Origin of the sequence: Pseudomonas cichorii, assembly GCF_003700275.1 — a bacterium.
GTDB classification, from domain to species: Bacteria; Pseudomonadota; Gammaproteobacteria; order Pseudomonadales; family Pseudomonadaceae; genus Aquipseudomonas; species Aquipseudomonas cichorii_B.
Window position 1 is genome coordinate 96,016 of the sequence record NZ_RBRE01000091.1, and the last position, 24,896, is coordinate 120,911.

The following is a 24,896-nucleotide window of genomic DNA, read 5'->3' on the forward strand; positions in this document are numbered from 1 at the left end:
ATGGGCATGTTGCGACCTTATCTGCAGGCCGGGCACTCCGACACCCATGTGCTGCTGTGCCCGTTCGCCGGGGCCAGCGGCGGTGCTTTCCAGAGCTGGCGCGGCCTGGATGAGCTGGGCCTGGACCTTTCCCTGGCGATCTATCCGGGCCGCGATCAGCGCATGCATGAACCTTGCGTGCGCCAGGTCCTGCCACTGGCTGAAAGCCTTGCCGCAGAAATCCAGGCATTGAGCAACCCGCAGCGCCAGAAGCTGATTCTGGCCGGGCACAGCATGGGCGCCCAGGTGGCGTTCGAGACCTGCCTGCTGCTGGAAAAAGCCGGTACACCGCCCGCCGGGCTGGTGTTGTCGGCCTGCCATGCGCCGCACCTGAGCGGCAGGCGCCTGCTCAGCCATCTGGATGACCAGCGCTTTATCGAGCAACTGGTCGCCATCGGTGGTTGCAGCGAAGCGCTGCTGGCCGACCGAGACCTGCTGATGCTGTTCATGCCTTTGCTGCGTGCCGACTTCCAGGCCACCGAGAGCTATCACCGCCTGCTGGATCCGCAGCGCCAGCGGCTGCGCACCCCGACTCTGCTGCTGCACGGCAGCCACGATCCCGAGGCGGATGCCGAGGAAGTCGCGGCCTGGAGCCAGTGGTTGTGCGGCGACCACCAGCAGCACGTCATGGCTGGCGATCACTTTTACCTGACTCAGCGTCCCAGGGCCTTTGCGGCCCGTGTTCTCGGTTTTATCGAGAACAGCATCAGCCCTTTCCATCACTAACGGAAACCGGACATGAATACCACACACGATCCGCTGCAACCTTACCTTGACCTGACCCTGCCCCAGCGTTTGCTGCATTGGGCACAGATCCAGGGCTCGCGCACTGCGCTGGTATCCGGCACGCAGCGCATGAGCTACACGCAACTTCACCAACGGGTCGAACGCCTGGCCGGCGGCCTGTCGGCACTGGGCATCGTTGCCGGTGACCGGGTCATGCTGCAATTGCCCAACAGCATTGCTTTCGTCAGCGCCTTTTTCGCGGTGATGCGCATCGGCGCACTGCCGATCCTGACCATGCCCACCCAGCGCGCCCAGGATATCGAAGCGCTGTGCCAACTGGCCGAGCCGGTGGCCTACCTGATCCCCGAGCGCATCCGCGAATTCGATTACCGGGAAATGGCAGCAGGCATCGTCGAGCGCCAGCCTTCGCTGCGCCATGTGATCGTCGATGGCGAGCCGGGCGCATTCACGGCGCTGTCTTCGCTGGATGCACCCTCTCCCGCCTGGCCGATCATCGACACACGCGACACCGCGCTGTTGCTGCTTTCCGGCGGCACCACCGGCACGCCCAAGCTGATCCCGCGCAGCCATGCAGCCTACGCCTACAACTTTTCCCTCTCGGCAGAGCTGTGCGAAATCGACAGCAGCAGCGTGTACCTTGCGGTGCTGCCGACCGCGCATAACTTCACCCTGGCCTGCCCGGGCATTCTCGGCAGTCTGGCGGCGGGCGCCACGGTCATTCTGGGACAAAGCGCCAGTTGCGATCAGGCCATGCCGTTGATCGAACGTGAGTCGGTCACCCATGTGGCGCTGGTTCCGCCGCTGGCGCAACTCTGGGCACAAGGCCGGGAATGGGAAGACAGCGATCTGTCGAGCCTGAAACTGTTGCAGGTCGGCGGCTCGCGACTCGACCCGATTCTGGCCCATCAACTGCTGGACGCCCTCGACTGCCGTCTGCAACAGGTGTTCGGCATGGCTGAAGGCCTGCTGTGCTACACCCGCCCGTCCGACTCGCTGGAAGTGGTGCTCAATACCCAGGGCCGTCCGTTGTCGCCCCATGACCAGGTGCGTCTGGTGGATGCCGATCTGCAGGACGTTGCGCCGGGCCAGACCGGCGAACTGCTGACCCGTGGCCCCTACACCATTTCCGGTTATTACCGCGCCGAAGCGCACAACGCTGTCAGCTTCACCCGGGATGGCTTTTACCGCAGCGGCGACCTGGCGCGCTGGACGCCGGAAGGCAATCTGGTCGTCGAAGGCCGGATCAAGGAACAGATCCAGCGCAGCGGGGAAAAGATCTCCGCCGCGCTGATCGAATCCCACCTCAATACCCTGCCCGAAGTCGAAGCCGCCGTTGTGGTTGCGGTGCCGGACAGCCTGCTTGGCGAACGCATCTGCGCCTTCATTCTTGGCGAACAGCCACCGGGCGCGGCGCAGCAGGTACGCGAGCAATTGCGTGAATGCGGATTGGGCGAGGACAAACTGCCCGATCAGTTCGAGTGGGTCATGGCCTGGCCATTGACCGCCGTGGGCAAGATCGACAAACGCCAACTCGCCGTCATGGCCCAGTGAATCCGGGAGTCTTCCATGAGTGCCATCAAGTCCGCATCAGACTGCCAGAGCCTCGGTGATATCCGCCAGGGCATCGACAGCATTGACCAACAGATCGTCAACCTCCTGGCCCGGCGCCTGACCTATGTCAAGGCGGCCACCGGCTTCAAGGCCAACGAGCAGAGTATTCCGGCCCCAGAGCGTGTTGCAGCCATGCTTGAAGAGCGTCGCCAATGGGCCGCCGAAGCAGGATTGCCGGTCGATCAGACCGAAGACTTTTTCAAGGACCTGATCCACTGGTTCATCAACCAGCAGATCACTCACTGGCGCAGCCTGCATCCGGAGGCAAGTGAACAATGAACCTGCTCCCTTCCTTCGACGGACTGCTGGAATGCCTGAACGAAGCCCGCCAGCGGGTCAGTGCGCAGCGGCCTCTGGTGCTGGCGTCGTTCTCGACGCCTTCGCCGGAAGTCGAGCCGCTGAGCCTGTTCAGCGCCAACCGCCAGCACCTGCAACCCGCCAGCCTTTGGCACGTCAAGGCTCAGGCGCAATATCGCCTTGGGCTGGGCCTGGCCCATGAGTTCACCGCCGACAGCAACGACAGCTGGCCAATGCTTGAGGAACGCTGGCACGGTATGGCGACAAATGCCGTGGTGCATGGTGCGCATCGACCGGTGCTGTTCGGTGGTTTTGCCTTCGACCGGCACCATCACCGAACCCGCTTGTGGCGCGACTTTCCCGATGCCGCGCTGACCCTGCCGCGCTTCGAGCTGCACGAGCAAGAAGGCCAGACCCGGCTGATCGTCAATGTGCTGGTCGGGCAAGATACAGCCTGTGCGCCGTTGGCAGAAAGCCTGGCCAGCGAATGGGCGAGCATTCTTGCCCGACCGGTGCCCGGCGATTGTGCGCCCGCCGACAACTATGTACGGCTGTCGATGGCTCATCTGTGGAAACAGGACGTGAGCAATGCGGTAAGCCGCATCCAGCGCAGCGATCTGCAAAAGGTCGTGCTGGCCCGCTCGCAGAATGTGCCGGCCGCACAGCCGGTGCATGTGGTGATGCAGAATCTGCTGCGCAAACAGCCCAATGCCTACCTGTTTGCCTTCGCCCGGGACAGCAGTTGTTTCATCGGCGCGTCGCCCGAATGCCTGCTGACCGTGCAGGGCAACCGGTTGCAGACCATGGCCCTGGCCGGTAGCGCACCGCGCGGTCAGAACGCCCCCGACGATGCCCGGCTGGGAGAGCAGTTACTCGCCAGCCAGAAGGACAACGCCGAGCATGCCATGGTGGTCGCCAGCCTCAGGGAATGTCTGGACCGGCATTGCCTGGAACTGGAAATTGCCCGGCAACCGCGCCTGCACAAACTGGCGCATATCCAGCATCTGCTGACCCCCGTCCAGGGTACGCTTGCGCCGGGTGCCAGCCTGCTGGCCATCGCCGAAAGCCTGCACCCGACTCCAGCGGTGGGCGGACTGCCGCGTAATCAGGCGCTGGAATACATACGCAATCATGAACATCTGGATCGGGGCTGGTACGCCGGGCCGGTGGGCTGGCTGGATGATCGCGGCAGCGGCGAGTTTGCCGTCGCCCTGCGCTCGGCCCTGCTCGATGGCAACCGCGCAACACTGTTCGCCGGATGCGGGCTGGTCAGTGAGTCGGAGCCGGAAAGCGAATACCGCGAGAGCGACCTGAAGATGCAGACCATGCGTGAGGCGTTGGCAAGGATCCAGGCCTGACTGGCACTCCAGGGAGCGAATTCATTCGCGAAGAGGCTGGTACATCCATCCATGATGTGGCGCCTGAAGACAGTCTTCGCGGATAAATCCGCTCCTTGCTGCTGGAGTGGCTATTTCACTGCCGCGCCCTGCAGGAAGAACTGCATCAGCAACGGCGCCATGCCAGAGCGGGCCACGCGGCCGCGGCGTTCGGCATCGACCAGGCCGAACAGCAGCGATGCAAAGCTTTCGGTCAGCACCGGCGCGCTGATATCGATTCTGAACACGCCCTCACGCTGGCCGCGCAGGAAGAAGGCATCCAGCGCATCCGAATATGGCATCCAGCGGCTGCCGCCACAACGCTCGTCCAGGGAATCGGGGCGCCACTGGAAGCACAGGAACACCAGCATTTCCCGATGGGTCAGGTGCCCTTCGATCAGGCGGTTCAAGGCATCGAGCGGTGCCGCATGTACCAGGTCGGACGCTTCAATGACCTTGTTCATCAAGGTCGAGCCATGGTTGAGCAACATTTCGATGAGGTTGCTGCGCGTCCCGCAGAAACGATTGAGCGTGGCCTTGCTCACTCCGGCAGCCTGGGCAATGTCCTTGACCGTACCGGCCGGGTGATCGACGAGTGCGATAGCCAGGGCTTTCAGGAGTTTTTCATCAGCAGCGGGTAAATCCATTGGGTGCGTCTTCACTCGTCAAAATGGCATGGCGGGCATTGTGCAGAAAAAGCTCATTTTCTCAAAGGACGTTAACAATTACTCACAAAAGATCCATATGAGTCAATATTGACTCATGTGACTACAAAAATAGATCATTCGCAACTTTAGCGACTAATGGGCCATGCCCGGGTGGAAAATGAGTACGTTGCGCGAATGGCGTGTTATTCCGGTAGTCACGCTGCTGGCCGCTCTGGGTCTGGCAGGCTGTGAACAAGAAGCCCAACCGGGCTTGGGAGCATCTGGCGCACCTCGGGAAGTCGAATCCATTGCCGTGAAGACCGAGTCTTTCACCGTGGTGAATGAGCTTCCCGGACGTATCGAACCCGTCCGGGTCGCGCAAGTACGGGCGCGGGTCGCGGGTATCGTGCTGAGCCGCAACTTCGTCGAAGGCGCCGATGTAAAGGCCGGCGACATCCTGTTCCAGATCGACCCTGCGCCGTTCAAGGCTGCATTGTCCAAGGCCCAGGGCGATCTGGCGCGTACCGAAGCGACGCTGTTCGAGACCCAGACCACGGTCAAGCGCTACGAACCGCTGGTGAAGATCGAAGCAGTCAGCCAGCAGAATTACGACACCGCCAAAGCCGCGCTGCAGAACGCCATTGCCGCCAAACGCTCGGCCCAGGCCGATGTCGAGACGGCCAGGCTGGACCTCGGCTACGCCACGGTCAAGGCGCCGATTTCCGGCCGCATCGGTCGTGCCACAGTGACCGAAGGTGCGCTGGTCGGCCAGGGCGAAACCACGTTGATGGCAACCATCCAGCAACTGGACCCGGTGTATGCCGACTTCACCCAGCCGGTGGCCGATGCCTTGCGCATGCGCACCGCGATCCAGAACGGCAACCTGCCAAAAGGCGGTGAAGATGCCCTGTCGCTGAGTGTCGAAGGCACTGACTACCAGAGCCGTGGCACCCTGTTGTTCACCGACATTGCGGTCGACCGCACCACCGGCCAGGTTTCCCTGCGTGCGCGCTTCGCCAACCCCGAAGGCATCCTGCTGCCGGGCATGTATGTGCGGGTTCGCACACCACAGAGCATGAACGATAACGCGATTCTCATTCCTCAGCGCGCAGTCAAGCGCGGTAACGATGGCGCCGCCCATGTGCTGGTCATCGGCCAGGACGGCACGGTCGAGAACAGAGCGGTGCAGACCGGCGCAATGCAGGACTCGCGCTGGCAGATCACTGAAGGGCTCAAGGCAGGCGAGCAGATCATCGTCGGCAACATGAGCGGTCTCAATCCTGGCGACAAGGTAGTCCCCAAATCGCAACCCGCTCCACAGCAGGCCAAGGCCCAGTAAGGCCGACTTCAGCGCGATCGAGGATAACGTTCTATGTCCCTGTTTTTTATCAAGCGCCCCAACTTTGCGTGGGTTGTCGCCTTGTTCATCCTGCTGGCGGGCCTGATGGCCCTGCCCGCCTTGCCCGTGGCGCAGTACCCGGTGGTGGCACCGCCGCAGATTACGATCACCGCCACCTACCCCGGCGCCTCCGCCAAGGTACTGGTCGATTCGGTCACCAGTGTCATCGAGGACGAACTCAACGGCGCCAAGGGGATGCTGTATTACGAGTCGACCAGCAACTCCACCGGCAGCGCCGAAATCAACGTGACCTTCAATCCGGGCACCAACCCGGACATGGCTCAGGTCGAAGTGCAGAACCGCATCAAGAAAGCCGAAGCACGCTTGCCGCAGCCTGTGCTCAGTCAGGGCTTGCAGGTCGAACAGGCCAGCTCCGGGTTTCTGATGATTTTCACCCTGAACTACAAGGAAGGCTCGGGCAATCAGGACACCGTTGCCCTGGCCGACTATGCGGCCCGCAACATCAACAATGAAATCAGCCGCGTGCCCGGCGTCGGCAGGCTGCAGTTCTTTGCCTCAGAAGCCGCCATGCGCGTATGGGTCGACCCACAGAAACTGGTGGGTTTCGGTCTGTCCATTGACGATGTGAATGCTGCAATTCAGGGCCAGAACGTTCAGGTACCCGCCGGCAGTTTCGGCAGTACACCCGGCTCTTCCCTGCAAGAGCTGACCGCGACCCTGGCGGTCAAGGGCACGCTGGATAACCCCGAGGAATTCGGGCGCATTGTGCTGCGCGCCAATCAGGATGGTTCCACGGTGCATCTGGCCGATGTCGCACGCCTGGCCGTGGGCAGCCAGGATTACAACTTCGAGTCGCGCCTGAACGGCAAGCGCGCAGTCGCCGCCGCAGTCCAGTTGTCGCCGGGCGCCAATGCCATCGAAACCGTAAGAGCGGTCAAGCAACGCCTGACCGAACTGTCGGCCAACTTCCCGGATGATGTCGAGTTTTCGGTTCCCTACGACACCTCACGTTTCGTCGACGTGGCCATCGACAAGGTGATCTACACCCTGATCGAAGCCATGGTGCTGGTGTTCCTGGTGATGTTCCTGTTCCTGCAGAACATCCGTTACACGCTGATCCCGACCATCGTGGTGCCAGTCTGTCTGGCCGGTACGCTGGCGATCATGTACCTGCTGGGTTTCTCGGTGAACATGATGACCATGTTCGGCATGGTCCTGGCCATCGGTATTCTGGTCGACGACGCGATTGTGGTGGTCGAGAACGTCGAGCGGATCATGGCCGAAGAAGGCCTTTCCCCGGCGGCAGCGACAGTCAAGGCGATGGGTCAGGTATCGGGCGCGATTCTGGGCATCACCCTGGTGCTGGCTGCGGTGTTCCTGCCGCTGGCGTTCATGGGCGGTTCGGTCGGGGTGATCTACCAGCAGTTCTCGCTGTCGCTGGCAGTGTCGATCCTGTTCTCCGGCTTCCTGGCCCTGACCTTCACCCCCGCGCTGTGCGCCACCCTGCTCAAGCCGATCCCGGCCGGGCATCACGAAAAACGCGGCTTCTTCGGCGGCTTCAACCGCCTGTTCGGCAAACTCACCCAGCGTTACGAGCGCCTCAATTCCAGCATGGTCAAACGCTCTGGCCGCTACATGCTGGTGTATGTCGGCATTGTCGGCCTGCTGGGTTTCTTCTACCTGCGCCTGCCGGAATCCTTTGTGCCGGTCGAAGACCAGGGCTACCTGATCATCGATGTGCAACTGCCACCCGGCGCAACCCGGGCGCGTACCGATGCGACTGCGCAGTTGCTGGAAAACTACATGGTTTCCCGGGAAACCACCGCTTCGATCACCATGCTGCTGGGCTTCAGTTTCTCGGGCATGGGCGAAAACGCCGGCCTGGCCTTCCCGACGCTCAAGGACTGGTCCGAGCGTGGCAAGGGGCAATCGGCCGCCGACGAAGCCGCAGCCTTCAACCAGCAGTTCGCCGGGCTCAGCGACGGTACGGTCATGGCCGTGACGCCACCGCCGATCGAAGGCCTCGGCACTTCGGGCGGCTTCGCCCTGCGCCTGCAGGACCGTGCCGGCCTGGGCCGTGAAGCCTTGCTGGCGGCGCGTAATGAACTGCTCGGCAAGGCCAATGGCAACCCGAAGATTCTCTACGCGATGATGGAGGGTCTGGCCGAAGCGCCGCAACTGCGCCTCAATATCGACCGCGAGAAAGCCCGCGCCCTGGGGGTGAGCTTCGAGTCGATCAACAATGCGCTGTCGACGGCGTTCGGCTCTTCGGTGATCAGTGACTTTGCCAACGCCGGTCGTCAGCAGCGAGTGGTGGTGCAGGCCGATCAGGACTCGCGCATGACCCCTGAAAGCGTGCTGAAACTGCATGTGCCCAACAGCAGCGGCACGCTGGTGCCGCTTGGCGCCTTCGTCACCACTCACTGGGAAGAAGGCCCGGTGCAGATCGCCCGCTATAACGGTTATCCGGCATTCAAGATCGCCGGTGATGCGCCGCCGGGTGTGAGTACTGGCGAGGCCATGGCTGAAATCGAGCGGATTGTCGCCGAGCTGCCACCGGGCATTGGCTATGAATGGACCGGCCTGTCGTATCAGGAAAAAGTCGCCAGCGGCCAGGCCACGGGGCTGTTCGCCCTGGCGCTGGTGGTGGTGTTCCTGTTGCTGGTCGCCCTCTATGAAAGCTGGGCCATTCCGCTGGTAGTCATGCTGATCGTACCGGTCGGAGCCCTGGGCGCCGTGCTGGCCGTGACTGCCGTGGGCATGCCCAACGACGTGTACTTCAAGGTTGGCCTGATCACCATCATCGGTCTGGCGGCGAAGAACGCGATTCTGATCGTCGAATTCGCCAAGGAACTGTGGGATCAGGGACACTCGCTGCGCGATGCGGCACTCAAGGCTGCGCACCTGCGCTTCCGTCCGATTGTCATGACCTCGCTGGCCTTTATCCTCGGTGTCGTGCCGCTGACCATCGCCACTGGCGCCGGTGCAGCCAGCCAGCGCGCGATCGGGACCGGCGTGATCGGCGGCATGCTCAGCGCGACCCTGCTGGGGGTGATTCTGGTGCCGATCTTCTTCGTCTGGGTGCTGTCGGTACTGCGCCGCAAGCCGCATACAAGTGCACAGACTGAAACTCCGACCCTCACCAAGACTCAGGAGTAAGCGTCATGCTATCGAAGAACTTCATCTGGCTGGCGCTTGCGGCCCTTGGCCTGGTTCTGGCGGGCTGCTGATCACTGCCGCGTCATGACGATTCGGGCGGTGCCGTCTCCGGCCTGGTTGCTATCTGCGACCAGGCCGGACTGGCATCGAAGGTAAACTCCGAGGCCATGTTCACCCGGTTCTTGCCCTGCGACTTGGCCAGATAGAGTGCCCGGTCGGCCAGCTCGATCAGTTCCTTCTGATCCAGCGGCTCGTTGCGGTCCAGCAGCGTTGCAACGCCCAGGCTGATGGTCACGATGCCGAAGGGACTCGACGGGTGCTCGATGCCTTGCTTGCGCAGGTGTTCAAGAATCGCCTCGGCCACTGAGCAGGCACCTGCTTCGTGGGTATCGGGAATGACCACGGCAAACTCCTCACCGCCATAACGGGCGGCCATGTCACCGGGACGCCGGATGCAATGTTCGATGGCCCGGCTGATGGTTTTCAGGCATTCGTCGCCTGCCAGATGGCCGTAGTGATCGTTGTAGAGCTTGAAGTAATCGACATCGATCAGAATCAGCGACAAGGCACGCCGGTCGCGTTTGGCGCGCTTGAACTCAATATCCAGAAACTGATCGAAGCGCCTGCGGTTGGCCAGTCCGGTCAACTTGTCCTGGGAAGCGAGCAGTTCCAGGCTCTGGTTCAGCTCGATCAATGCCGCCTGGGAAACCAGCAGTTCGTTTTCGGCCCGGATGCGGCGATGAATATGGCCTATCAGGCGACTGCCCAGCGCGACCAGCAAGCCCAATAGCAGCAGCACGACCACAATCGTCTGCCGGGCCTGAACCCACCAGATCTGCATGGCTTCGTCGCGCCCCACTGCCACCGTGGTCACCAACGGGTATTGCTCGCTTTTCTTGAAGGCGTACATGCGCAGGACGCCATCCACATTGGAGATGAACTCGGCGGTGCCGGACAGCTTGTTGCGGGTCATGGCAAAGATCGGCGCCATGGACAGATCGCGATTGATGTCCTCCTCACGAAACGGATACCTGACCAGCAAGCCGCCCCTGGACGAACTGAGGCTGATCACTCCCGTTTGCCCGACATCGATATTGGAATAGAACTTGAGTAAATGGTCGATGCCGATGGTGATCAGCATGACACCGGCAAACCGGGAGTCCGGATCATCGATCCGACGACTGATCGAAACCAGCCAGGCACCGGTGACCCGACTCTGAAAGGCCGGGCCGATGAATACGCCACGATCACGGTTATCCCGGTGGTACTTGAAGAACTCGCGATCCGCACCACTCATTCTTGGGATATGCCGGTTGCTCAGGAAAATCCCGTCACCATTGGCGTCATACAGCACCACGCTGTTCAAGGGCTTAAGGGTTGCCATTTCCTGGGCGACTACCTGTCTCAGGCGATCAATCTGCTTCTCGCCGACGCCCTCTTTTTCCACCCTCTCGATAAGCCCGACCAGCATCAGCTCACTCTGGCGGAACATGCCCTCGGTGTAGTTGCTCAAGGCACTGGTCAGGTTGACGGTCCCGGTTTCGATATTCACCAGCGTATTCTGCCGCACCGTCACGATCTGCCATGTCATCAGCGAGACAACGCACAGGCACACGACAATGAGCAGCAGCGAGGCAAGCCGAAGATCACTCTTCAAAGGCAGCCTCCAGGCAGGTTGAAAGAATCGTCGACACGCATGAGTTCAACATGGAAAGCCATGTATTCATGATCTGCACCAACCCCGCACCACCTTTTTGCATGATTTCCAAGATTTGCTCGCATCCTTCGCGTGTATCACTACTGCAACAGTAGACGTGTTCCTGCCATCAACAGAAAAAGCTTTGAGCCGCATACGAAAAAAACTGCCTGACAGATCATTGAGGCCTGGAAAGGTTGCAGTTCAGGGCGGCAAGGGCGACAGCAGAGCCTTCGCTGGGTATTCTGGTCGGCCTCATCGGGTCTGCACCCATCGCCAACAAGAACTCTGGAAACCTCATGAAGAAAACCCTAAGTACCTGGCTCGCCGGCTCGGCACTGCTGCTCGCGGCCAACTCGGTCCAGGCTCACCAGATCTGGTTCGAGCAATCCCCTGACCGCACCATGACTTTTTACTACGGCGAGTACGATGAAAACATGCTGGAAGTCACTCCCGGCGGCATGGATCGTTTCAAGGCTCTCGAAGGGCAATGGCTGAGTACCGCAGGCACGGCACCCCTGACGATGAAACTGCATCGTGACCATTTCACAGTGCTACAAAAGCCCGGCAAGCAAGACTCTCTGCTGGCCGCCGACAAGCAATACCCGATCTTTCAGGTCAAGGACGAAGGCAAGACCGTCAATGCCTTCTGGACACCGGCCACCCGCTGGGTAAGCGACTTTAGTGCCCGCGAACCCGAGCTTGACCTGGATATCGTGCCGACCGGCGTGGTGAACGGCGATCAGGTCGAATTCCAGGTCTTTCACCTGCATGATCCCTTGGGCAATGTGCCGGTGAAGATGTCGTCCGCTTCCGGCTGGGTACTGCAGGCCAACACCGATGGCGAAGGCAAGGTCAGCTTCAAACTGCCGTGGAAAGGCACTTATGTGCTGGGTATCGAGTACCGCGACCGCTCAGAGGGCGGAGAGCGTGCAGGGCTCGATGGCAACAAGGAAAAATACGACATCCTGGCCTATAGCTCGTCGCTGTCGTTCCACAAGGCGACCGGCCTTGAACCGCTGCCCCGCGCCGACTCGACCCTGCCGGCTTCGGAAATCGCACGCCTGAACAAGAAGTGATTAGGAAGAGATGCCAATGAAAGCTGTTTTCCATTGCCTGCTGGTTGCCTGTGCACTGTTCATCGGGCAGGCCAATGCCCATGGCATTCCCAAGCCACAACATGGCGGCCTGATCGAGGATGCCGGGCTGGTCGCCATTGAGATGGTTGCCAACGGCGATACGGTTGATCTGTACCTGACCGATCACGATCAGGCGGTCAGTGCCGAGAACGTCAGCGGCGTGCTGACCATCACGACTCGCCATAAACGGGTAAAGACCGACATTGTTGCGGTCAGCGGCAATCATCTGCAAAGCAAGGGCGTGAGTTTCCAGTCCGGTTCACGGGTCAGCGCCCTGCTGACCCTGGCAGACGGCGAGACCAAGGTCAGCGCCCGCTTCAAGATTCCGTGACGGGTTTGAATGTGCCTTTGTGGGGTGATCGGTGTTACTTGAGCTAACGAAAATGCCCTGCTTGCAGGGCATTTCTTACGGACTTATCTCTATCATCCGCACGAAGTTTCCTAGAAAATCCCATCCCCTTGCGTGGGTGTTTTTAGCTCTCTAGGCTGTGCCGGTCACTGCTCATCAGTGATCGGGTTTAGCAGCCTGTTTAGCTCGACTACGCAAGGAATCACGCCTATATGGCGGCTTTGCGTGGGGCACCTTCGGGTGCGCCGGTTTTGGTTGAGTTACCGGTCTGCTAACCCGCGTCAAAGTCGCCACCCTCATTCGTTTAGCAGCGATTGGCAGGTGGCCCGATATAGGTAACTCGACCGTGAAAAAAGTAACCCCCGATCCACCTGTTCCTTCCCTCGAAGAATCCCTGCTGCATATCTCCGAACTGCTGCGCTGCGCAGCCGCCACCGCCTACGAATCCGGCGACAGCCTCAACGGCCCGAAACGTGATCTGGCTTTTTCTGTTGTTCACTTGATTGGGATGGCCCGGAGCGAACTTGATCGCTCGTTGGAGCGGGTGGAGCTGCGTTGAAGCAATAGTTACTGTGTGGGACCGGATTGGCGGTGCTCTGCTTATCCGGTACGACGACAAAAATGTTTTCCGGTCCGTACAGGCAAGGATGGGGTAAGAGATCAAAGACTGGAAATGTGATCAGGAACGAAGAACATCCTTGTCCAGACCATTTCCTTAATACTGGTTGATACATCACCGCATCCATTATCATCAGCCCGCTATTCGGCGGTCCCATACCCCGGAATGGTCAGGACACTCAATGGAATCCGGGAGAGATGGATGTACCTCAATAAAAAGTCCAGTCGCTGTATCTTGCTGGCAGGCGCGTTGGTAATTGGCGGTTGCACTTCTTTTTTGCAGGGCAAGCAGTATGTCATTCCCGGTCCAGATGAACCCTCCGCAACGGTTCGCCTCAAGGCTGGAAATGGCGCGCGACTGGATGCCATGACGTTCAGCGACAATGGATGCTATGCGGGTTACACCATCCTGCCCTCTAACGGCGACTATATCGAATCTCGGGTCGCCGTGAACAAGGAACTGATCCTGACCTATTGGCAGACCGCAGGAAGCAGCGTTTGCCAGATACCGTTCTCCTTTACGCCCAAGGACGGCGCCACCTATACCTTGATCCAAGGCTTCTGGAGCAAGCCCCAGGCAGGCATTCTTCCGATCTTCAACCGCGAGCAACATTTCTGTGGAGTAGGCGTCATCAGGAAAGTTGGCGACCAGGAGGAAATCGAACCCATTCAACAACTGAAAATCAATACCGGGTTCGCATGCCTGAAGTTTGTTAATAAATAGAGGCACCGCAAGGTATCCGCTGCGAGTTGGTTGAACCATTCCGAGTGGATACCGCCCTCTCCGAACAACGACACCGATGACCACGAATGTGCTGTGAGGTCGTCTTTAGGCTAATTCTGTTGAAAAAGTCGATTCTTGGAGACCGCGCACATACTGATCGCTGAAAATGCGTCTTTTGCGCGCTGCTGCGCGAAATCTGAGACTGGAAATCCGCTGTTCAATGTAAAGATTTCAATCTCAAGCGCGTACTTTCTACCGTGGAAATCAGGGCCGACTGTTTTCAACAGATCGACCCAAAGCTGTCGGTCAGCAACGGCAGAGCTCGGTCAAAAATGACCGGTAGACAGAATAATGTCAAATAGATATCATTATTAACAGTCAATAGAGCTACTATCGTTCATGCCGCGTTCCCCATACGCAGGTGTGGTGGATTGTTATATCCACATTGGTCGCGATCGGCCAACTCTATTTATAACAAAGTGCTCAATACCGGTTGTTCCGCTTGCGGGGCTCGGAAAGCGAGGCGTTTGCTCGCCTGTCAACTCAATCGTTAAATAATTGGAGATTCAATGAACCACTTTGACTCACTCATGAAGAAAGCATGGCTTATGCTCCTAATTATTGGAGCGATCATTATAATTCTGCCCTCCCCAAAAGCATCATACTCAGTAGAGTTTATTTTGACAGGTATCATCGTGCATGCCATATGTAGTGCACTTATTATATTCTTATTGAATAAATTAGTTACCGAAGACGGCCTCTTGAAATCAAACAAGCCCATATCAGTATGGGGCTACATTTGGCGTGCAATGATTGTGTACTATATTTCATCGAGTTTAGCTGTACTCACTACTTTTATGACCCTTGGGACACAACCGCAGCCGCCAATCCTTGCCTTATTTTCTGTAAGCATACTACAGTCGCTGTTCTCCGTAGTCGCGATTTGGAGCATATTTTCAAAAAACAGAAAGTCTCAGATTCTCTGGCTTTTCTCGTTGGCTCGGGGCCATTAAAATCCAACTAGCGACTTACACCTTTCGTATCACTTCCTGGGGCTAACTAAAGCCCTAGCGAGCGCCTAGTAAAAGTGGCATTTCGGTTACAAACCAACAAGCAATAAATGCAATTAACAAAAAACTGCTCTTGTATTTAGCAATTTTTAGTGAATGCCTCCTTAGTGACTTTTTATCCTTGAACATCTACACTAAATAGCCAATTAAAATCCCACCAGACCCAACTCAGCCGACGCAACTTTGCGTAGATTATGAAGGGAGCCAATATTTCAGTGGTACTTCTGCCCCCTAGGCTGTATCGGCCTTAGCAACCTATTTAGCTCGTCCATGCAGGAGTCACGTCTATATAGCGGCTTCGTGTGCACCGGTTTTTGGTGAGTATTCCAGGTCTGCTAACCCGCGACAAAGCCGCCCCTCTCATTCGTTTAGCAGCGAGTGAAAGGTGGCAGATAAGAAATACTTATCATGAAAAAGCTAACCCCCGATCCACCAGCCCCGTCGCTCGAAGAATTCCTGCTGCACATCTTCAAACGTAAGCGGCTGGCAAACCTTTTGATTTTTTTGGGGGGGTTAACCGAATGTACCGTAAAACAGACCTCCCGCTTGCTTGTTCAGCTTATATCAATCTTCAAACGTCACAACATTTTGACGGCGCCGGTCAACTACGAGTCGCGTCACGTCTGGTCGCGAATAATGCCCGACTTGATCAAGATTCTGCCGCTCACGACGTACTTCATTGCGGTCGAGCGTCGCGACCAACAGACACTCTTCACCGACGGCGGGCGGAATGACCCAGTTACCATTTGGCGCAGCAATACATGATCCGCCGTTTGCCAGGATCTCTGGGCAATTTGCGAGTATCAAGTCCAAGTGCGGCGTATCGGATGGAAAATCTTCACGCCGCATCAGCGCCGACACCGAGATAGTGAAGCAACGCCCCTCTTTGGCGATGAAGCGCGTGATGTCGTCGGTGTTGCGCAGATTGCCAGGCCATAGAGCGACGTGCAGATCTTCTCCTTGAGCATACAATGCAGCACGCGACAGGGGCATCCAGTTTTCAAAGCAGTTGAGACCGCCGACAGTAAATGACCCGACGGGGTGGACTTGCAAACCATGCCCGTCACCCGGCGACCATGTCAGGCGTTCTTCGTAGGTAGGCATCAACTTGCGATGCACCGAACCAATCACGCCATCCGGCCCGATATGAACTCGTGAACAATACACGCTGTAGCCGCCACGATCCGCTGGCCGCTCGATACAACCGAGCATGACGGCGATGTTGTGTTTGGCTGCGGCAGCACAAACGGCATCAAGATGCCCTGCCTCGATTTGTACTGCCTGCTTCAAGTAGTAAGCGTGGATATCTTTTTGTATGGCGCAATTGAAGCGAGCCCCATCGGTCAGTTCCAGCCAGAATGGGTAGCCGGGCAACAGGGCTTCGCCGAACGTGACAAAGCGGCACTGTTGCTCTGCAGCACGCCCGATGTAATCGACTATTTTCTCGATAGTTGCTTCGCGGTCAAGCCAGATTGGCGCGATCTGTGCCAGCCCAACAGTTAATAGATCCAGATTATTAGTTTGACTGGATGACATTGCTTTATTTCCTCAAGGGATTGAAATGGCTCGCCCGCGAGCGAGATTAGCTTGACAAATAATTCGCACGAATCGGGTAGGCATTGGTTTCAAGGCAATAACGTAGCGTTCACGGAGTGTCTTCACCCGCTCAGTGATCTAGCTATTAACGCGGCATATAGATTGCTCAAAATATCAACTGAGCCACATCGATTAGTTTCGGAAAAACTGTTTGATACTTGAAAGCACAATAATTGCCATGGAGTTCCTCTCTACGAGTCATATCCTACCCGGTGCAGCGTTAGCTGCCAGCCCCTCACAAATCAAATGCGCAAGATTATGCAAGTGACCGTTCGGGACGGAACCATTAATGATACGTCTGGATTTATATCACTCAGGGCATCTTCGAGGCATATACGCCCGGCCAACACCCCTTCCTGGCCGCTAAATGTATGCGTCCGGGCATTACGCATTGCGTTTTCTCTGGTTGGCCTTTAGCGACCGTTGCTCTGATTGGCCATCCTTGCCCTTCCACACGTGGAGGACTTGTCATGAACATCATCGCTACCAGCAGCCGTCAGCCCTGGAACAAAGGAAAACTGGTCGGGCAGAAAACCCCACTCCGACTGAGAGATATCTGGGCCATCCGAGTAAGGCTTCAAATTGCGGAAAGAACCCGAGACCTAGCTCTCTTCGATCTGGCCATCGACAGCAAGCTTCGAGCTGCGACTTAACCAAGCTTCGCGTGCGCGACGTCGCTCATGGCGAGCACGTATCATCACGAGCGATGGTGATGCAGCAGAAAACGCAGCGGCCAGTACAGTTTGAGATCACTGAGCAAACCAGGTTCGCCCTTGCGGCCTGGATACATCGGGCCCAGCTACGCAGGGAGGACTGCCTTTTTCCTAGTCGGCTGCATACTTCAGACCATCTATCCACTCGCCAATACGCTCGTATCGTCAAAGGCTGGGTGAAAGCCGTAGGCCTTGATCCAGCCATGTATGGCACCCATACAATGAGACGTACGAAGGCATCACTGATCTATCGCAGGACGAAGAACCTGCGGGCGGTTCAGTTGCTGCTAGGCCATACGAAGCTGGAGAGCACTGTTCGATATCTGGGGATTGAGGTCGATGACGCCCTGGAGATGGCGGAACAGACTGAGGTTTGACAACGCATAGCGACGGCCGAAGTCAGACCGTCGCTAACCGGCCATAGCTGCCACTGGTGTAGGCAGCTACCGCCCCAAAGCGGACGGTCAAAGTGAACGCGTGTGCATTGCTTTGACGATCCGTCATCGGTTTTTCAAACGCTTTATTCCACTGGGCACCTCATCCCCAGGTTTCTTTGAGTACAGTTCGAAACAGTTCCGAAAGTAATGGCTCAACGTCTTTGCGCTCGGTGCGTATCGGCTTAATCGACTCAAGTCGATTAAGTTCACGCTCAATGAATTGTTGAATGGGAGTGATCTGGGGTGATAACCCCATCTCCGGAGACGCGCGCTTGATCGCAAGCAATTCATCAATGGCCTGCTGGAGCCCGGACTCTCGCTCGATGACACCGCGCAGCTTCTCAAACTCTATGGGGGCAGGTGTACCAAACTGCTCAAGCCACCGCACCGATAACAGCGGGCGCAGAACGTAGAAGTATTTTTTCAGCGGTACCTGAGGGGCCTGCAAATATCCCCTATAGTTGGTTTTGGCCATGCTGCGATAGTGGTAGATGCCACTCTCCACCGAATACACCTGCAACAATAACTCCTTTGCCCGCTCGTGGAAACAGCCAGCATGCTCGTAAATGATGGTCGACTGTATCCACTCCACAAAGCCTGGATTGGACTTCCAAAATAGCCTGAGTGCCTTACGTAGATCCCAGCCATTGATATCCATGTCGTCAATGATCGGATACTCGATGACGTCGCGTTGCTCCTCGAGGCCGACAGAGAGATACCACTCGGGTTTATTTACGTAGATGAAGCGTGCGTCGTAGTCGCTGTTGGGAGAGGCAAATCCCCAGGCACGACTGCCAGACTCAATAGCTAAAAGAACTTTCACGTCATGCTCGTTCTCAGCACGACGTAGCCGGTCTCGAACCTCTTCTTGAACAACGATAGAAACCATGAGCCAACTCTAATTAGACGATGTTTCGAGTGCACGCTACTCATTCCGCGGGGGGCTGTCCAGCGTCCGCTTCTGGCCGACTCCCGCCTGTCGTAACGGGCAGAGAGCGGCCAGATACGTTTTTTGCGCGAGCCCTCCACAGCTGAGTTACGTTGCGCTGTCGTCTATTACCGAGGGAGAGGCAACCGTGCCGGCCAGGAGGCCGCCGTCAATGTTGAACTCACTGCCGGTAATGTACGTCGCGTCATCCGAGGCGAGTAACAATGCCAGGGCCGCAACTTCTTCGGGCATCCCGAACCGTCGAAGGGGAGTATCTCGAACCAGTGCTGACATTCGGTCTTCTCGCCCCGCACCAGTACCCAACATAGGCTCCCAAATTGGCGTAAGGATGGCCGCTGGATGAATCGAGTTGCACCTGACGTTGAGACCTTGTTCAGCGCAGTAGAGAGCCACCGTTTTTGTGTGATTGCGAACAGCGGCCTTGGATGACGCATAGGCTGCTGCGCCTGGAATACCCACCAATCCTGAGCGAGAGGAGATGTTGATAATGGCGCCTGCTCTTGGCTTTCGCATCGCACGAATGGCGTACTTGCAACCGAGGAAAACACCGTCGAGATTGGTGTGATGCACCGCTCGCCAGTCTTCCAGCCGCGCATGCTCCGGATCATGTTGAACCGCGCCCTGCTCAAATCCGGTAATTGCTGCGTTGTTCACCAACACGTCGAACCTGCCGCGTTCCTTTAGTACTTGCGTCGTCACTCGCTGCCAATCTTCTTCCCGTCGAACATCAAGGCGCAGGTAACTGGCGCCCTCTCCGAGCGAATTTGCGAGTGTTCTTCCGAGTTCGTCGTTTATATCAGTGATGTAGACAAAGCAGCCCTCCCGCAGGAAGAGTCTCGCAATTGCGGCGCCAATACCTTGGGCCGCCCCTGTAATCACCGCCGTTTTGGATCTGAGTTTATTGTCCATGAATGTGCTGCTACTCCTTTGGTATGGTTTAACGTGCGAGAACCGCGAAACGGCCTATCCCCAGGCTGTCGCCCAGAAAGAGCGCCCCATATTCCTTGACGCCAAGTGGCAGCTATCGAGCGTCAATCATCCAAAGCCCCACACGACCCAATATTTTCACTCGTCACTATCTGCAAAGGCACATGAACACAATGCCGCTGCGGATCAAAAACTGGCGCCGCCTGCAACTCGACCAGTAGCCGGATCAGGGAAGTGCCGATCAAGGCTGGCTGCGAATCGATCACCAGGCTGACCACGCCCTGCTCAAGCGCCTGATGCGAACTGGACGTCGATTCCAGCAGGATGCTGCAGATCGGTGGCCGCTCGGGTAACTGGGCCAGCGCCTTGATGACCCCGTCGCCGCCCCCGCCCACCACGCACAATCCGCGCAGATCATCATGGCGGGCCAGCAGGTCGAGGGTGGCCTCTTCGGTGATGTCGTCGTTATCCATATTCACCAGCGGCCCCAGCATGCGCAGGTGCGGGGCATGCTCGGTCAGGTAGCCGCGCAAACCGTCGACCCGCGCCTGATGACCAAGAAAACGATGCCCGCCCATCAGTACCCCGACGCTGCCCTCGCGCGCGGCACCGAAATGCGCCACCAGCCAACCCATGGTGCGCCCGACTTCATGGTTGTTCTGGCCGACATAAGGTCCCTGCGGGGTGTCATGGAAATCCGACAGCAAGGCCACCACCGGCACACCGGCGGTGCGTATCTGCTCGATGGTCTGGTTGATCAGGGCGTGGGCAAAGCTGACCACGCCAAGGCCGTCATAGTTGACCGCCAGTTGTTCGATCTGCCCGGCAATGACTGCCGGTGTACGGTCGGTGATGTATTCAAAATGGCAAGTCAGGTTGGCATCCGGCCAGGCCCGGGCCGCTTCATTGATGGCCGCAGCCAGATTGGCGTAGAACGCCTGGGCCGTGCCCAGCAGCAGAATGCCGAAACGGTAGTGAGGACGGCGCTCGCGAAGCCGTTGGCCGATCAGTCGGGCCGCGAAATAACCCACCGCCTCGGCCGCCTGCAGGACCTGTTCGGCGGTTTGCGGGCTGACCGGCGCTCTGTCGTTGAGCACCCGGTCCACGGTGGCGACACTCAACCCGGCGCGTTCGGCCACGGAAGCAATAGTTGGACGTTTCTTGTTATTCATTCGGTATCCCTTGATAGAAAACTATCATGCTGCTCCGGGCCTGGATGATAGCTTGATAGAGAATGAATTCAAGGGATTGAGCGCTTTATTACATCTGCCTACTCTTTTCTCCAGCGATGCATTCAACACGCACCGCGGCAAGTTCCAACAATAAACACGCTTGCGGAGAATAATAAAATGCCTGAGCACGATTCGGCCTTTGAACAAGATATTAAATACCGGCGTCGGGATTATCGACTGACCGGTCCAGAAGCAGCACGTGCTGCGGAAAAAGGTCTGGTCTCGGCAGACTGGTATCAATGCCCAGTTCCACGCAAGCGCATGAAGGAATTGATGCAACGGCGCAATGGTCCGGCTATGCGTGACACTGCGCTGTGGTTTCTCGCGCTGGGAGTATCGGGATTCGGCGGCTACTGGTTCTGGGGAAGCTGGGCCTGTGTGCCGTTCTTCCTGGTCTATGGCGTGCTATATGGCACCACTTCCAATGCCCACTGGCACGAAACGGGTCATGGCACTGCCTTCAAGACCCGCTGGATGAACGATGGCGTCTATCACATCGCCAGTTTCATGACCCTGTTCGAGCCGCATGTCTGGCGCTGGAGCCATGCCCGGCACCATACAGACACCATTATCGTCGGCCGCGACCCGGAGATCGTCGAGCCACGCCCGCCGAGCCTGCTGAAAATGTTTCTGAACCTGTTCAGCCTGCCGCGTGCGTTGAGTACCTTTCGGGGCGTGCTGCGCCATGCTCAGGGCCAGGCCAGCGACGAAGAACGGGATTTCATCCCTGAATCCGAATTGCCCAAGGTGTTTCGTGCAGCGCGTATCTGGCTTGCGATCTATGCCCTGGTCATCCTCAGCGCGCTGTATCTGCACAGTTGGCTGCCATTGATGTTTATCGGTCTGCCTTCACTTTATGGCGGCTGGCTTTCCTATCTGTTTGGTCTTACCCAACATGTAGGCCTGGCAGAAGATACGCTGGATCATCGAACTAACTGCCGCACCATTTATATGAATCCGGTGTTGCGCTTTCTGTACCTGAACATGAACTATCACCTGGAACATCATATGTTTCCCATGGTGCCTTATCACGCCCTGCCGCAACTTCACGCGGAAATAATCGACGATTGCCCACCGCCTTACCGCAACATTTTCGAGGCATTCAAAGAGATCGTCCCAACGCTCTGGAAGCAGCGAAAAGACCCGGGCTACTTCGTTCGTCGCCCCTTGCAGCCACGTCAGGAAGCCCGCGAGCAAGTGCTTGCCGAATCCTGAACGGCTTTCAATACCGACAACAACAAGAGAGATCGCCATGACCGAGCAATGGATCGATGTATGCGCTGTGGACGACATAGACGAAGAAGACGTGATTCGCTTCGACCACGCCCAACGCACCTATGCCGTTTACCGCTCCGCAGAGAGTGAGTTCTTTGCCACCGACGGCCTGTGTTCCCACGAAGCCATTCACCTGGCCGACGGGCTGGTGATGGATCATGTGATCGAGTGCCCCAAGCACAACGGACGTTTCGACTACCGCTCCGGCAAGGCGCTGGGCGCTCCGGTCTGCGTCAACCTCAAGACCTATCAGGTGCGGGTCGAAGCAGGACGTGTCCTGCTCGGCATCATGGGTTGAACAGCGGAGAATCTGCCATGCCTGCTGAAAACGCGCCATTGATCATCATCGGTGCCGGCCATGCCGGTGGCCGTGCAGCCCTGACCCTGCGGGCCGAGGGTTACAGCGGTCGCCTGCTGCTGATCGGCGATGAACCACACCTGCCCTACGAACGTCCGCCGCTGTCCAAGCAACTACTCAAGGGCACGATGGAACTGGCCGGTTGCAGCCTCTGCGATCCGACACGGCTGGCCGAACTGAATATCGAGCATCTGGCGGGCAATCCGGTAACCGCCCTGGATCCACCCGGCCATCGCCTGCAACTGGCCGACGGCAACTGGCTGGAGTATGCCCGCCTGCTGATCGCCACCGGAGGCCGCGCCCGCCAGTTGCCCGGCCCTGCGCAACAGCTCGACAACGTGCTTTACCTACGCACTCATGACGAAGCAATTGCCCTGCGCACGGCACTGCAACCCGGCACGCGCCTGGTAGTGGTCGGTGGTGGCTTTATCGGCCTGGAGGTTGCGGCGACTGCCCGCGACCTGGATTGTCAGGTGACCTTGCTGGAAGCCGGGCCACGCCTGGCCGGTCGCGTCCTGCCGGAACGCTTGTCCGCCGCCTTGCTGGAACTGCATCGCAGCAACGGCGTGGACGTGCTCCTGAAGGTGACCATCGAAGCTATTCAAGGCGCAGAGCGCGTCGAAAGTGTGCAACTGGTCAATGGCGAGCAACTTGCCTGTGACCTGGTAGTGGTTGGCATCGGCATGCAACCCAATATCGAACTGGCCAGGGCCGCCGGTCTTGAGGTCGGCCAGGGCATTCGTGTCGATGAACAGTTGCGTACCAGCGCTGCGGATATCTTTGCCGCCGGCGATGTATGCGAATTTCGCCTGCACCCGGACGGAGACTTTCAGCGTCAGGAAACCTGGCGCAATGCAGAGGCACAAGGACGGCATGCAGCCTTGAACCTGATGGGCGGCGAACTGGCATTCAAGGATGTGCCCGGCTTCTGGTCCGATCAATATGATTGGGGCCTGCAAACCACAGGACAAATCTCCAATAGCGAACCCGATGCTACACGCCCCTGCGCGGCTGGCGGCTTCGTGCTGTTTTACCTCGATGCAGAACACCGGCTGATGGGTGCCTGCGGCTGGGGTCCGGGCAACAGCGTCGCCAAGGACATCAAGCTCTGCGAGCGGCTGATCGGCAGCCAGAACGCACTGGATGCCCGACAATTGGCCGATCCCCAGACACCACTGAAACAACTGCTGAGGAACTGACATGCGCGAATTGCTGATCTTTCAGTCTTTGTGGGCCATGCTCGATCATCGCGGCCAGTGCGATCTGCCACTCGAAGCGCAACTGGACAAGATCGCGGCGGCAGGCTTCGACGGCTTCACCGATCACTTCTGGGTTCCCGAGCATGTCGGGCGCCTGTCTTCTGCCGCCAAGGCCCGTGGATTGCAGATCGAGGGCCAGTTGTTCCCGCGCAGCGTGGACGACCTGGCCAGAGCGATCGACGTGATTTCCTGTCACGGCTGCCATCACCTCACCCTGCAAGCGGATGTGCGACCACGCACGTTGCGCCAGGCCATCGACCTGATTGAAGGCTGGCAACGGCTGGCCGAGCAGGCAGACTTTCCGATCCTGCTGGAAACTCACCGTTATCGCATCACCAGCGACCTGCTGTTCACCCTGGATATCCTCGCCGAAATGCCGGATCTCAAACTGCTGGCCGACCTGTCGCACTACGTTGTAGGCCGTGAACTGCCTGAACTACCGGCCAGCGAAGACGAAGAACACCTGCAAACCATCCTGCGCCATAGCTGGGGATTTCATGGCCGGGTTGCGAACAGCGAACAAGTGCAGATCCCCATCACCTTTGCCCAGCACCGGCCCTGGCTGGACTATTTCCTCAAGCTCTGGCGCTACGGCATCGAAGACTGGCTAAGCCGGCCCCTCGGCGAAACCGCCAGCCTGTCCTTCACCTGCGAACTCGGACCGCCGCCCTACGCGATTACGGGTGCAGACGGGCGGGATATCACGGATCGCTGGGCGGAGGCGTTGTTGCTCAAGCAGCGGATTGGCGAGGTCTGGCTGGAGTGTCAGTCGAGATAAGACGACGTCTCTGAAGTACCGGCTTTGGGATGATCTGGGGGGCTTTTGGGATCAGGCGACGAATGGAGCCCTCTATCACTATCCAAACCGACAGAAGGCACCGCCACCCGCTATTCAGAATGCCATCACAGGAGTAGCTTTGGATCCAATGAGCAGCGCAGTTCATCCGCAGGAGCACCGATGAGAATTCAGGCTTGTTTGTTGGCATTGTTGATACCCGTCTTCTCGGCGCATGCCACCGAGAAAAACATTTCCGTACCCCATGACGCGACTGGATCGCATGCGCTGGTGGAAAAAAGCGGGGACAGCAGACAGCGTGTCGTCGTGACCAAGCGTGAAGGCCTGCTGGGCGTGATCTACTCGAAGCGCGTCTATAACTGCGAAAACCGCACGGTGAATCTGGTCGGTACCGGCGCTACGCTGGAGATAATGGAGCAATCGCAACCGACCAGTAATATGGGGCCGGTGATTCGTGAATCCACCGCCGAGTACATTCAGGCCGAAGCCTGTAGCTGACACAAGCACAAAAATGCAAAGGGG

General features: G+C 58.1%; 21 protein-coding genes and 1 pseudogene. 16 read left to right on the forward strand and 6 right to left on the reverse strand.

What is annotated here, in order from left to right:
- Genes ALQ04_RS24460 through ALQ04_RS24475 form a run of 4 tightly spaced genes read left to right on the forward strand, consistent with a single transcriptional unit; the run spans nt 1 to nt 4,052 of the window.
- Nucleotides 1-765 carry a thioesterase II family protein gene (locus tag ALQ04_RS24460; RefSeq protein ID WP_183142270.1) on the forward strand — a complete coding sequence of 255 codons (765 nt, stop codon included), beginning with the start codon at nt 1-3 and terminating at the stop codon, nt 763-765.
- Nucleotides 766-777: 12 nt separating this feature from the next.
- Nucleotides 778-2,337: a (2,3-dihydroxybenzoyl)adenylate synthase gene (locus tag ALQ04_RS24465; protein ID WP_122318364.1), complete on the forward strand. Its 1,560-nt coding sequence runs from the start codon at nt 778-780 to the stop codon at nt 2,335-2,337.
- A 15-nt stretch (nt 2,338-2,352) separates the two neighbouring features.
- Nucleotides 2,353-2,676, forward strand: a complete 324-nt coding sequence (locus ALQ04_RS24470) for an isochorismate lyase (protein ID WP_122318366.1) — start codon at nt 2,353-2,355, stop codon at nt 2,674-2,676.
- On the forward strand, nt 2,673-4,052 hold the full coding sequence (locus ALQ04_RS24475) for an isochorismate synthase (protein WP_122318368.1): 1,380 nt from the start codon (nt 2,673-2,675) through the stop codon (nt 4,050-4,052). The genes ALQ04_RS24470 and ALQ04_RS24475 overlap by 4 nt, the downstream gene beginning before the upstream one ends.
- Nucleotides 4,053-4,162: 110 nt before the next feature.
- Here the strand turns inward: ALQ04_RS24475 and ALQ04_RS24480 are convergent, their stop codons facing one another.
- Nucleotides 4,163-4,717 (reverse strand): TetR/AcrR family transcriptional regulator, encoded by a 555-nt coding sequence (locus tag ALQ04_RS24480; protein ID WP_122318369.1) that lies wholly within the window; start codon nt 4,715-4,717, stop codon nt 4,163-4,165.
- A 178-nt stretch (nt 4,718-4,895) separates the two neighbouring features.
- Between ALQ04_RS24480 and ALQ04_RS24485 the strand changes: the two genes are divergently transcribed.
- Nucleotides 4,896-6,056 carry an efflux RND transporter periplasmic adaptor subunit gene (locus ALQ04_RS24485; RefSeq protein WP_122318371.1) on the forward strand — a complete coding sequence of 387 codons (1,161 nt, stop codon included), beginning with the start codon at nt 4,896-4,898 and terminating at the stop codon, nt 6,054-6,056.
- A 33-nt stretch (nt 6,057-6,089) separates the two neighbouring features.
- Nucleotides 6,090-9,236: an efflux RND transporter permease subunit gene (locus ALQ04_RS24490; RefSeq protein WP_122318373.1), complete on the forward strand. Its 3,147-nt coding sequence runs from the start codon at nt 6,090-6,092 to the stop codon at nt 9,234-9,236.
- Nucleotides 9,237-9,318: 82 nt separating this feature from the next.
- On the opposite strand, the gene ALQ04_RS24495 is transcribed toward ALQ04_RS24490, so the two are convergent.
- A complete protein-coding gene (locus ALQ04_RS24495) occupies nt 9,319-10,893 on the reverse strand; it encodes a sensor domain-containing diguanylate cyclase (protein WP_122318375.1) in 1,575 nt (524 codons plus the stop codon).
- 338 nt (nt 10,894-11,231) lie between these two features.
- On the opposite strand from ALQ04_RS24495, the gene ALQ04_RS24500 reads away from it, so the two are divergent.
- The 4 genes from ALQ04_RS24500 (at nt 11,232) to ALQ04_RS24515 (ending at nt 13,762) form a co-directional block, all read left to right on the forward strand.
- On the forward strand, nt 11,232-12,011 hold the full coding sequence (locus tag ALQ04_RS24500; RefSeq protein ID WP_122318377.1) for a DUF4198 domain-containing protein: 780 nt from the start codon (nt 11,232-11,234) through the stop codon (nt 12,009-12,011).
- A gap of 16 nt (nt 12,012-12,027) precedes the next feature.
- Nucleotides 12,028-12,402: a hypothetical protein gene (locus ALQ04_RS24505; RefSeq protein WP_122318379.1), complete on the forward strand. Its 375-nt coding sequence runs from the start codon at nt 12,028-12,030 to the stop codon at nt 12,400-12,402.
- Nucleotides 12,403-12,766: 364 nt separating this feature from the next.
- Nucleotides 12,767-12,979: a DUF6124 family protein gene (locus tag ALQ04_RS24510; protein ID WP_122318381.1), complete on the forward strand. Its 213-nt coding sequence runs from the start codon at nt 12,767-12,769 to the stop codon at nt 12,977-12,979.
- Nucleotides 12,980-13,240: 261 nt separating this feature from the next.
- Nucleotides 13,241-13,762 carry a hypothetical protein gene (locus ALQ04_RS24515; protein ID WP_122318383.1) on the forward strand — a complete coding sequence of 174 codons (522 nt, stop codon included), beginning with the start codon at nt 13,241-13,243 and terminating at the stop codon, nt 13,760-13,762.
- A gap of 1,634 nt (nt 13,763-15,396) precedes the next feature.
- On the opposite strand, the gene ALQ04_RS24525 is transcribed toward ALQ04_RS24515, so the two are convergent.
- On the reverse strand, nt 15,397-16,368 hold the full coding sequence (locus ALQ04_RS24525; RefSeq protein WP_122318386.1) for a carbon-nitrogen hydrolase family protein: 972 nt from the start codon (nt 16,366-16,368) through the stop codon (nt 15,397-15,399).
- 530 nt (nt 16,369-16,898) lie between these two features.
- Between ALQ04_RS24525 and ALQ04_RS24530 the strand changes: the two are divergent.
- Nucleotides 16,899-17,518, forward strand: a pseudogene (locus tag ALQ04_RS24530) (tyrosine-type recombinase/integrase).
- 160 nt (nt 17,519-17,678) lie between these two features.
- On the opposite strand, the gene ALQ04_RS24535 reads toward ALQ04_RS24530, so the two are convergent.
- From ALQ04_RS24535 to ALQ04_RS24545, 3 genes are all read right to left on the reverse strand, one after another.
- On the reverse strand, nt 17,679-18,467 hold the full coding sequence (locus ALQ04_RS24535) for a nucleotidyltransferase domain-containing protein (protein WP_122318388.1): 789 nt from the start codon (nt 18,465-18,467) through the stop codon (nt 17,679-17,681).
- 147 nt (nt 18,468-18,614) lie between these two features.
- Nucleotides 18,615-19,436, reverse strand: a complete 822-nt coding sequence (locus tag ALQ04_RS24540; RefSeq protein WP_122318390.1) for an SDR family oxidoreductase — start codon at nt 19,434-19,436, stop codon at nt 18,615-18,617.
- 122 nt (nt 19,437-19,558) lie between these two features.
- Nucleotides 19,559-20,626, reverse strand: a complete 1,068-nt coding sequence (locus ALQ04_RS24545) for a LacI family DNA-binding transcriptional regulator (RefSeq protein ID WP_122318392.1) — start codon at nt 20,624-20,626, stop codon at nt 19,559-19,561.
- A 177-nt stretch (nt 20,627-20,803) separates the two neighbouring features.
- On the opposite strand from ALQ04_RS24545, the gene ALQ04_RS24550 reads away from it, so the two are divergent.
- From ALQ04_RS24550 to ALQ04_RS24570, 5 genes are all read left to right on the forward strand, one after another.
- Nucleotides 20,804-21,901 (forward strand): fatty acid desaturase family protein, encoded by a 1,098-nt coding sequence (locus ALQ04_RS24550; protein ID WP_122318394.1) that lies wholly within the window; start codon nt 20,804-20,806, stop codon nt 21,899-21,901.
- Between the two features lie 37 nt (nt 21,902-21,938).
- Complete coding sequence (locus tag ALQ04_RS24555) at nt 21,939-22,259, forward strand: MocE family 2Fe-2S type ferredoxin (protein ID WP_122318396.1); 321 nt, start codon at nt 21,939-21,941, stop codon at nt 22,257-22,259.
- 17 nt (nt 22,260-22,276) lie between these two features.
- Nucleotides 22,277-23,518, forward strand: a complete 1,242-nt coding sequence (locus ALQ04_RS24560; protein WP_122318398.1) for an NAD(P)/FAD-dependent oxidoreductase — start codon at nt 22,277-22,279, stop codon at nt 23,516-23,518.
- 1 nt (nt 23,519) lies between these two features.
- Nucleotides 23,520-24,356 (forward strand): sugar phosphate isomerase/epimerase, encoded by an 837-nt coding sequence (locus ALQ04_RS24565; protein ID WP_122318400.1) that lies wholly within the window; start codon nt 23,520-23,522, stop codon nt 24,354-24,356.
- A gap of 180 nt (nt 24,357-24,536) precedes the next feature.
- Nucleotides 24,537-24,872 carry a hypothetical protein gene (locus tag ALQ04_RS24570; protein ID WP_122318402.1) on the forward strand — a complete coding sequence of 112 codons (336 nt, stop codon included), beginning with the start codon at nt 24,537-24,539 and terminating at the stop codon, nt 24,870-24,872.
- The last annotated feature ends 24 nt before the right edge of the window (nt 24,873-24,896 follow it).

Bases quoted from the DNA above. Each gene is read 5' to 3' on its own strand.
- ALQ04_RS24460 (WP_183142270.1), top strand. From the start codon at position 1: ATGGGCATGTTGCGACCTTATCTGCAGGCCGGGCACTCCGACACCCAT.
- ALQ04_RS24465 (WP_122318364.1), top strand. From the start codon at position 778: ATGAATACCACACACGATCCGCTGCAACCTTACCTTGACCTGACCCTG.
- ALQ04_RS24470 (WP_122318366.1), top strand. From the start codon at position 2,353: ATGAGTGCCATCAAGTCCGCATCAGACTGCCAGAGCCTCGGTGATATC.
- ALQ04_RS24475 (WP_122318368.1), top strand. From the start codon at position 2,673: ATGAACCTGCTCCCTTCCTTCGACGGACTGCTGGAATGCCTGAACGAA.
- ALQ04_RS24480 (WP_122318369.1), bottom strand. From the start codon at position 4,717: ATGGATTTACCCGCTGCTGATGAAAAACTCCTGAAAGCCCTGGCTATC.
- ALQ04_RS24485 (WP_122318371.1), top strand. From the start codon at position 4,896: ATGAGTACGTTGCGCGAATGGCGTGTTATTCCGGTAGTCACGCTGCTG.
- ALQ04_RS24490 (WP_122318373.1), top strand. From the start codon at position 6,090: ATGTCCCTGTTTTTTATCAAGCGCCCCAACTTTGCGTGGGTTGTCGCC.
- ALQ04_RS24500 (WP_122318377.1), top strand. From the start codon at position 11,232: ATGAAGAAAACCCTAAGTACCTGGCTCGCCGGCTCGGCACTGCTGCTC.
- ALQ04_RS24505 (WP_122318379.1), top strand. From the start codon at position 12,028: ATGAAAGCTGTTTTCCATTGCCTGCTGGTTGCCTGTGCACTGTTCATC.
- ALQ04_RS24515 (WP_122318383.1), top strand. From the start codon at position 13,241: ATGTACCTCAATAAAAAGTCCAGTCGCTGTATCTTGCTGGCAGGCGCG.
- ALQ04_RS24525 (WP_122318386.1), bottom strand. From the start codon at position 16,368: ATGTCATCCAGTCAAACTAATAATCTGGATCTATTAACTGTTGGGCTG.
- ALQ04_RS24535 (WP_122318388.1), bottom strand. From the start codon at position 18,467: ATGGTTTCTATCGTTGTTCAAGAAGAGGTTCGAGACCGGCTACGTCGT.
- ALQ04_RS24540 (WP_122318390.1), bottom strand. From the start codon at position 19,436: ATGGACAATAAACTCAGATCCAAAACGGCGGTGATTACAGGGGCGGCC.
- ALQ04_RS24545 (WP_122318392.1), bottom strand. From the start codon at position 20,626: ATGAATAACAAGAAACGTCCAACTATTGCTTCCGTGGCCGAACGCGCC.
- ALQ04_RS24550 (WP_122318394.1), top strand. From the start codon at position 20,804: ATGCCTGAGCACGATTCGGCCTTTGAACAAGATATTAAATACCGGCGT.
- ALQ04_RS24555 (WP_122318396.1), top strand. From the start codon at position 21,939: ATGACCGAGCAATGGATCGATGTATGCGCTGTGGACGACATAGACGAA.
- ALQ04_RS24560 (WP_122318398.1), top strand. From the start codon at position 22,277: ATGCCTGCTGAAAACGCGCCATTGATCATCATCGGTGCCGGCCATGCC.
- ALQ04_RS24565 (WP_122318400.1), top strand. From the start codon at position 23,520: ATGCGCGAATTGCTGATCTTTCAGTCTTTGTGGGCCATGCTCGATCAT.
- ALQ04_RS24570 (WP_122318402.1), top strand. From the start codon at position 24,537: ATGAGAATTCAGGCTTGTTTGTTGGCATTGTTGATACCCGTCTTCTCG.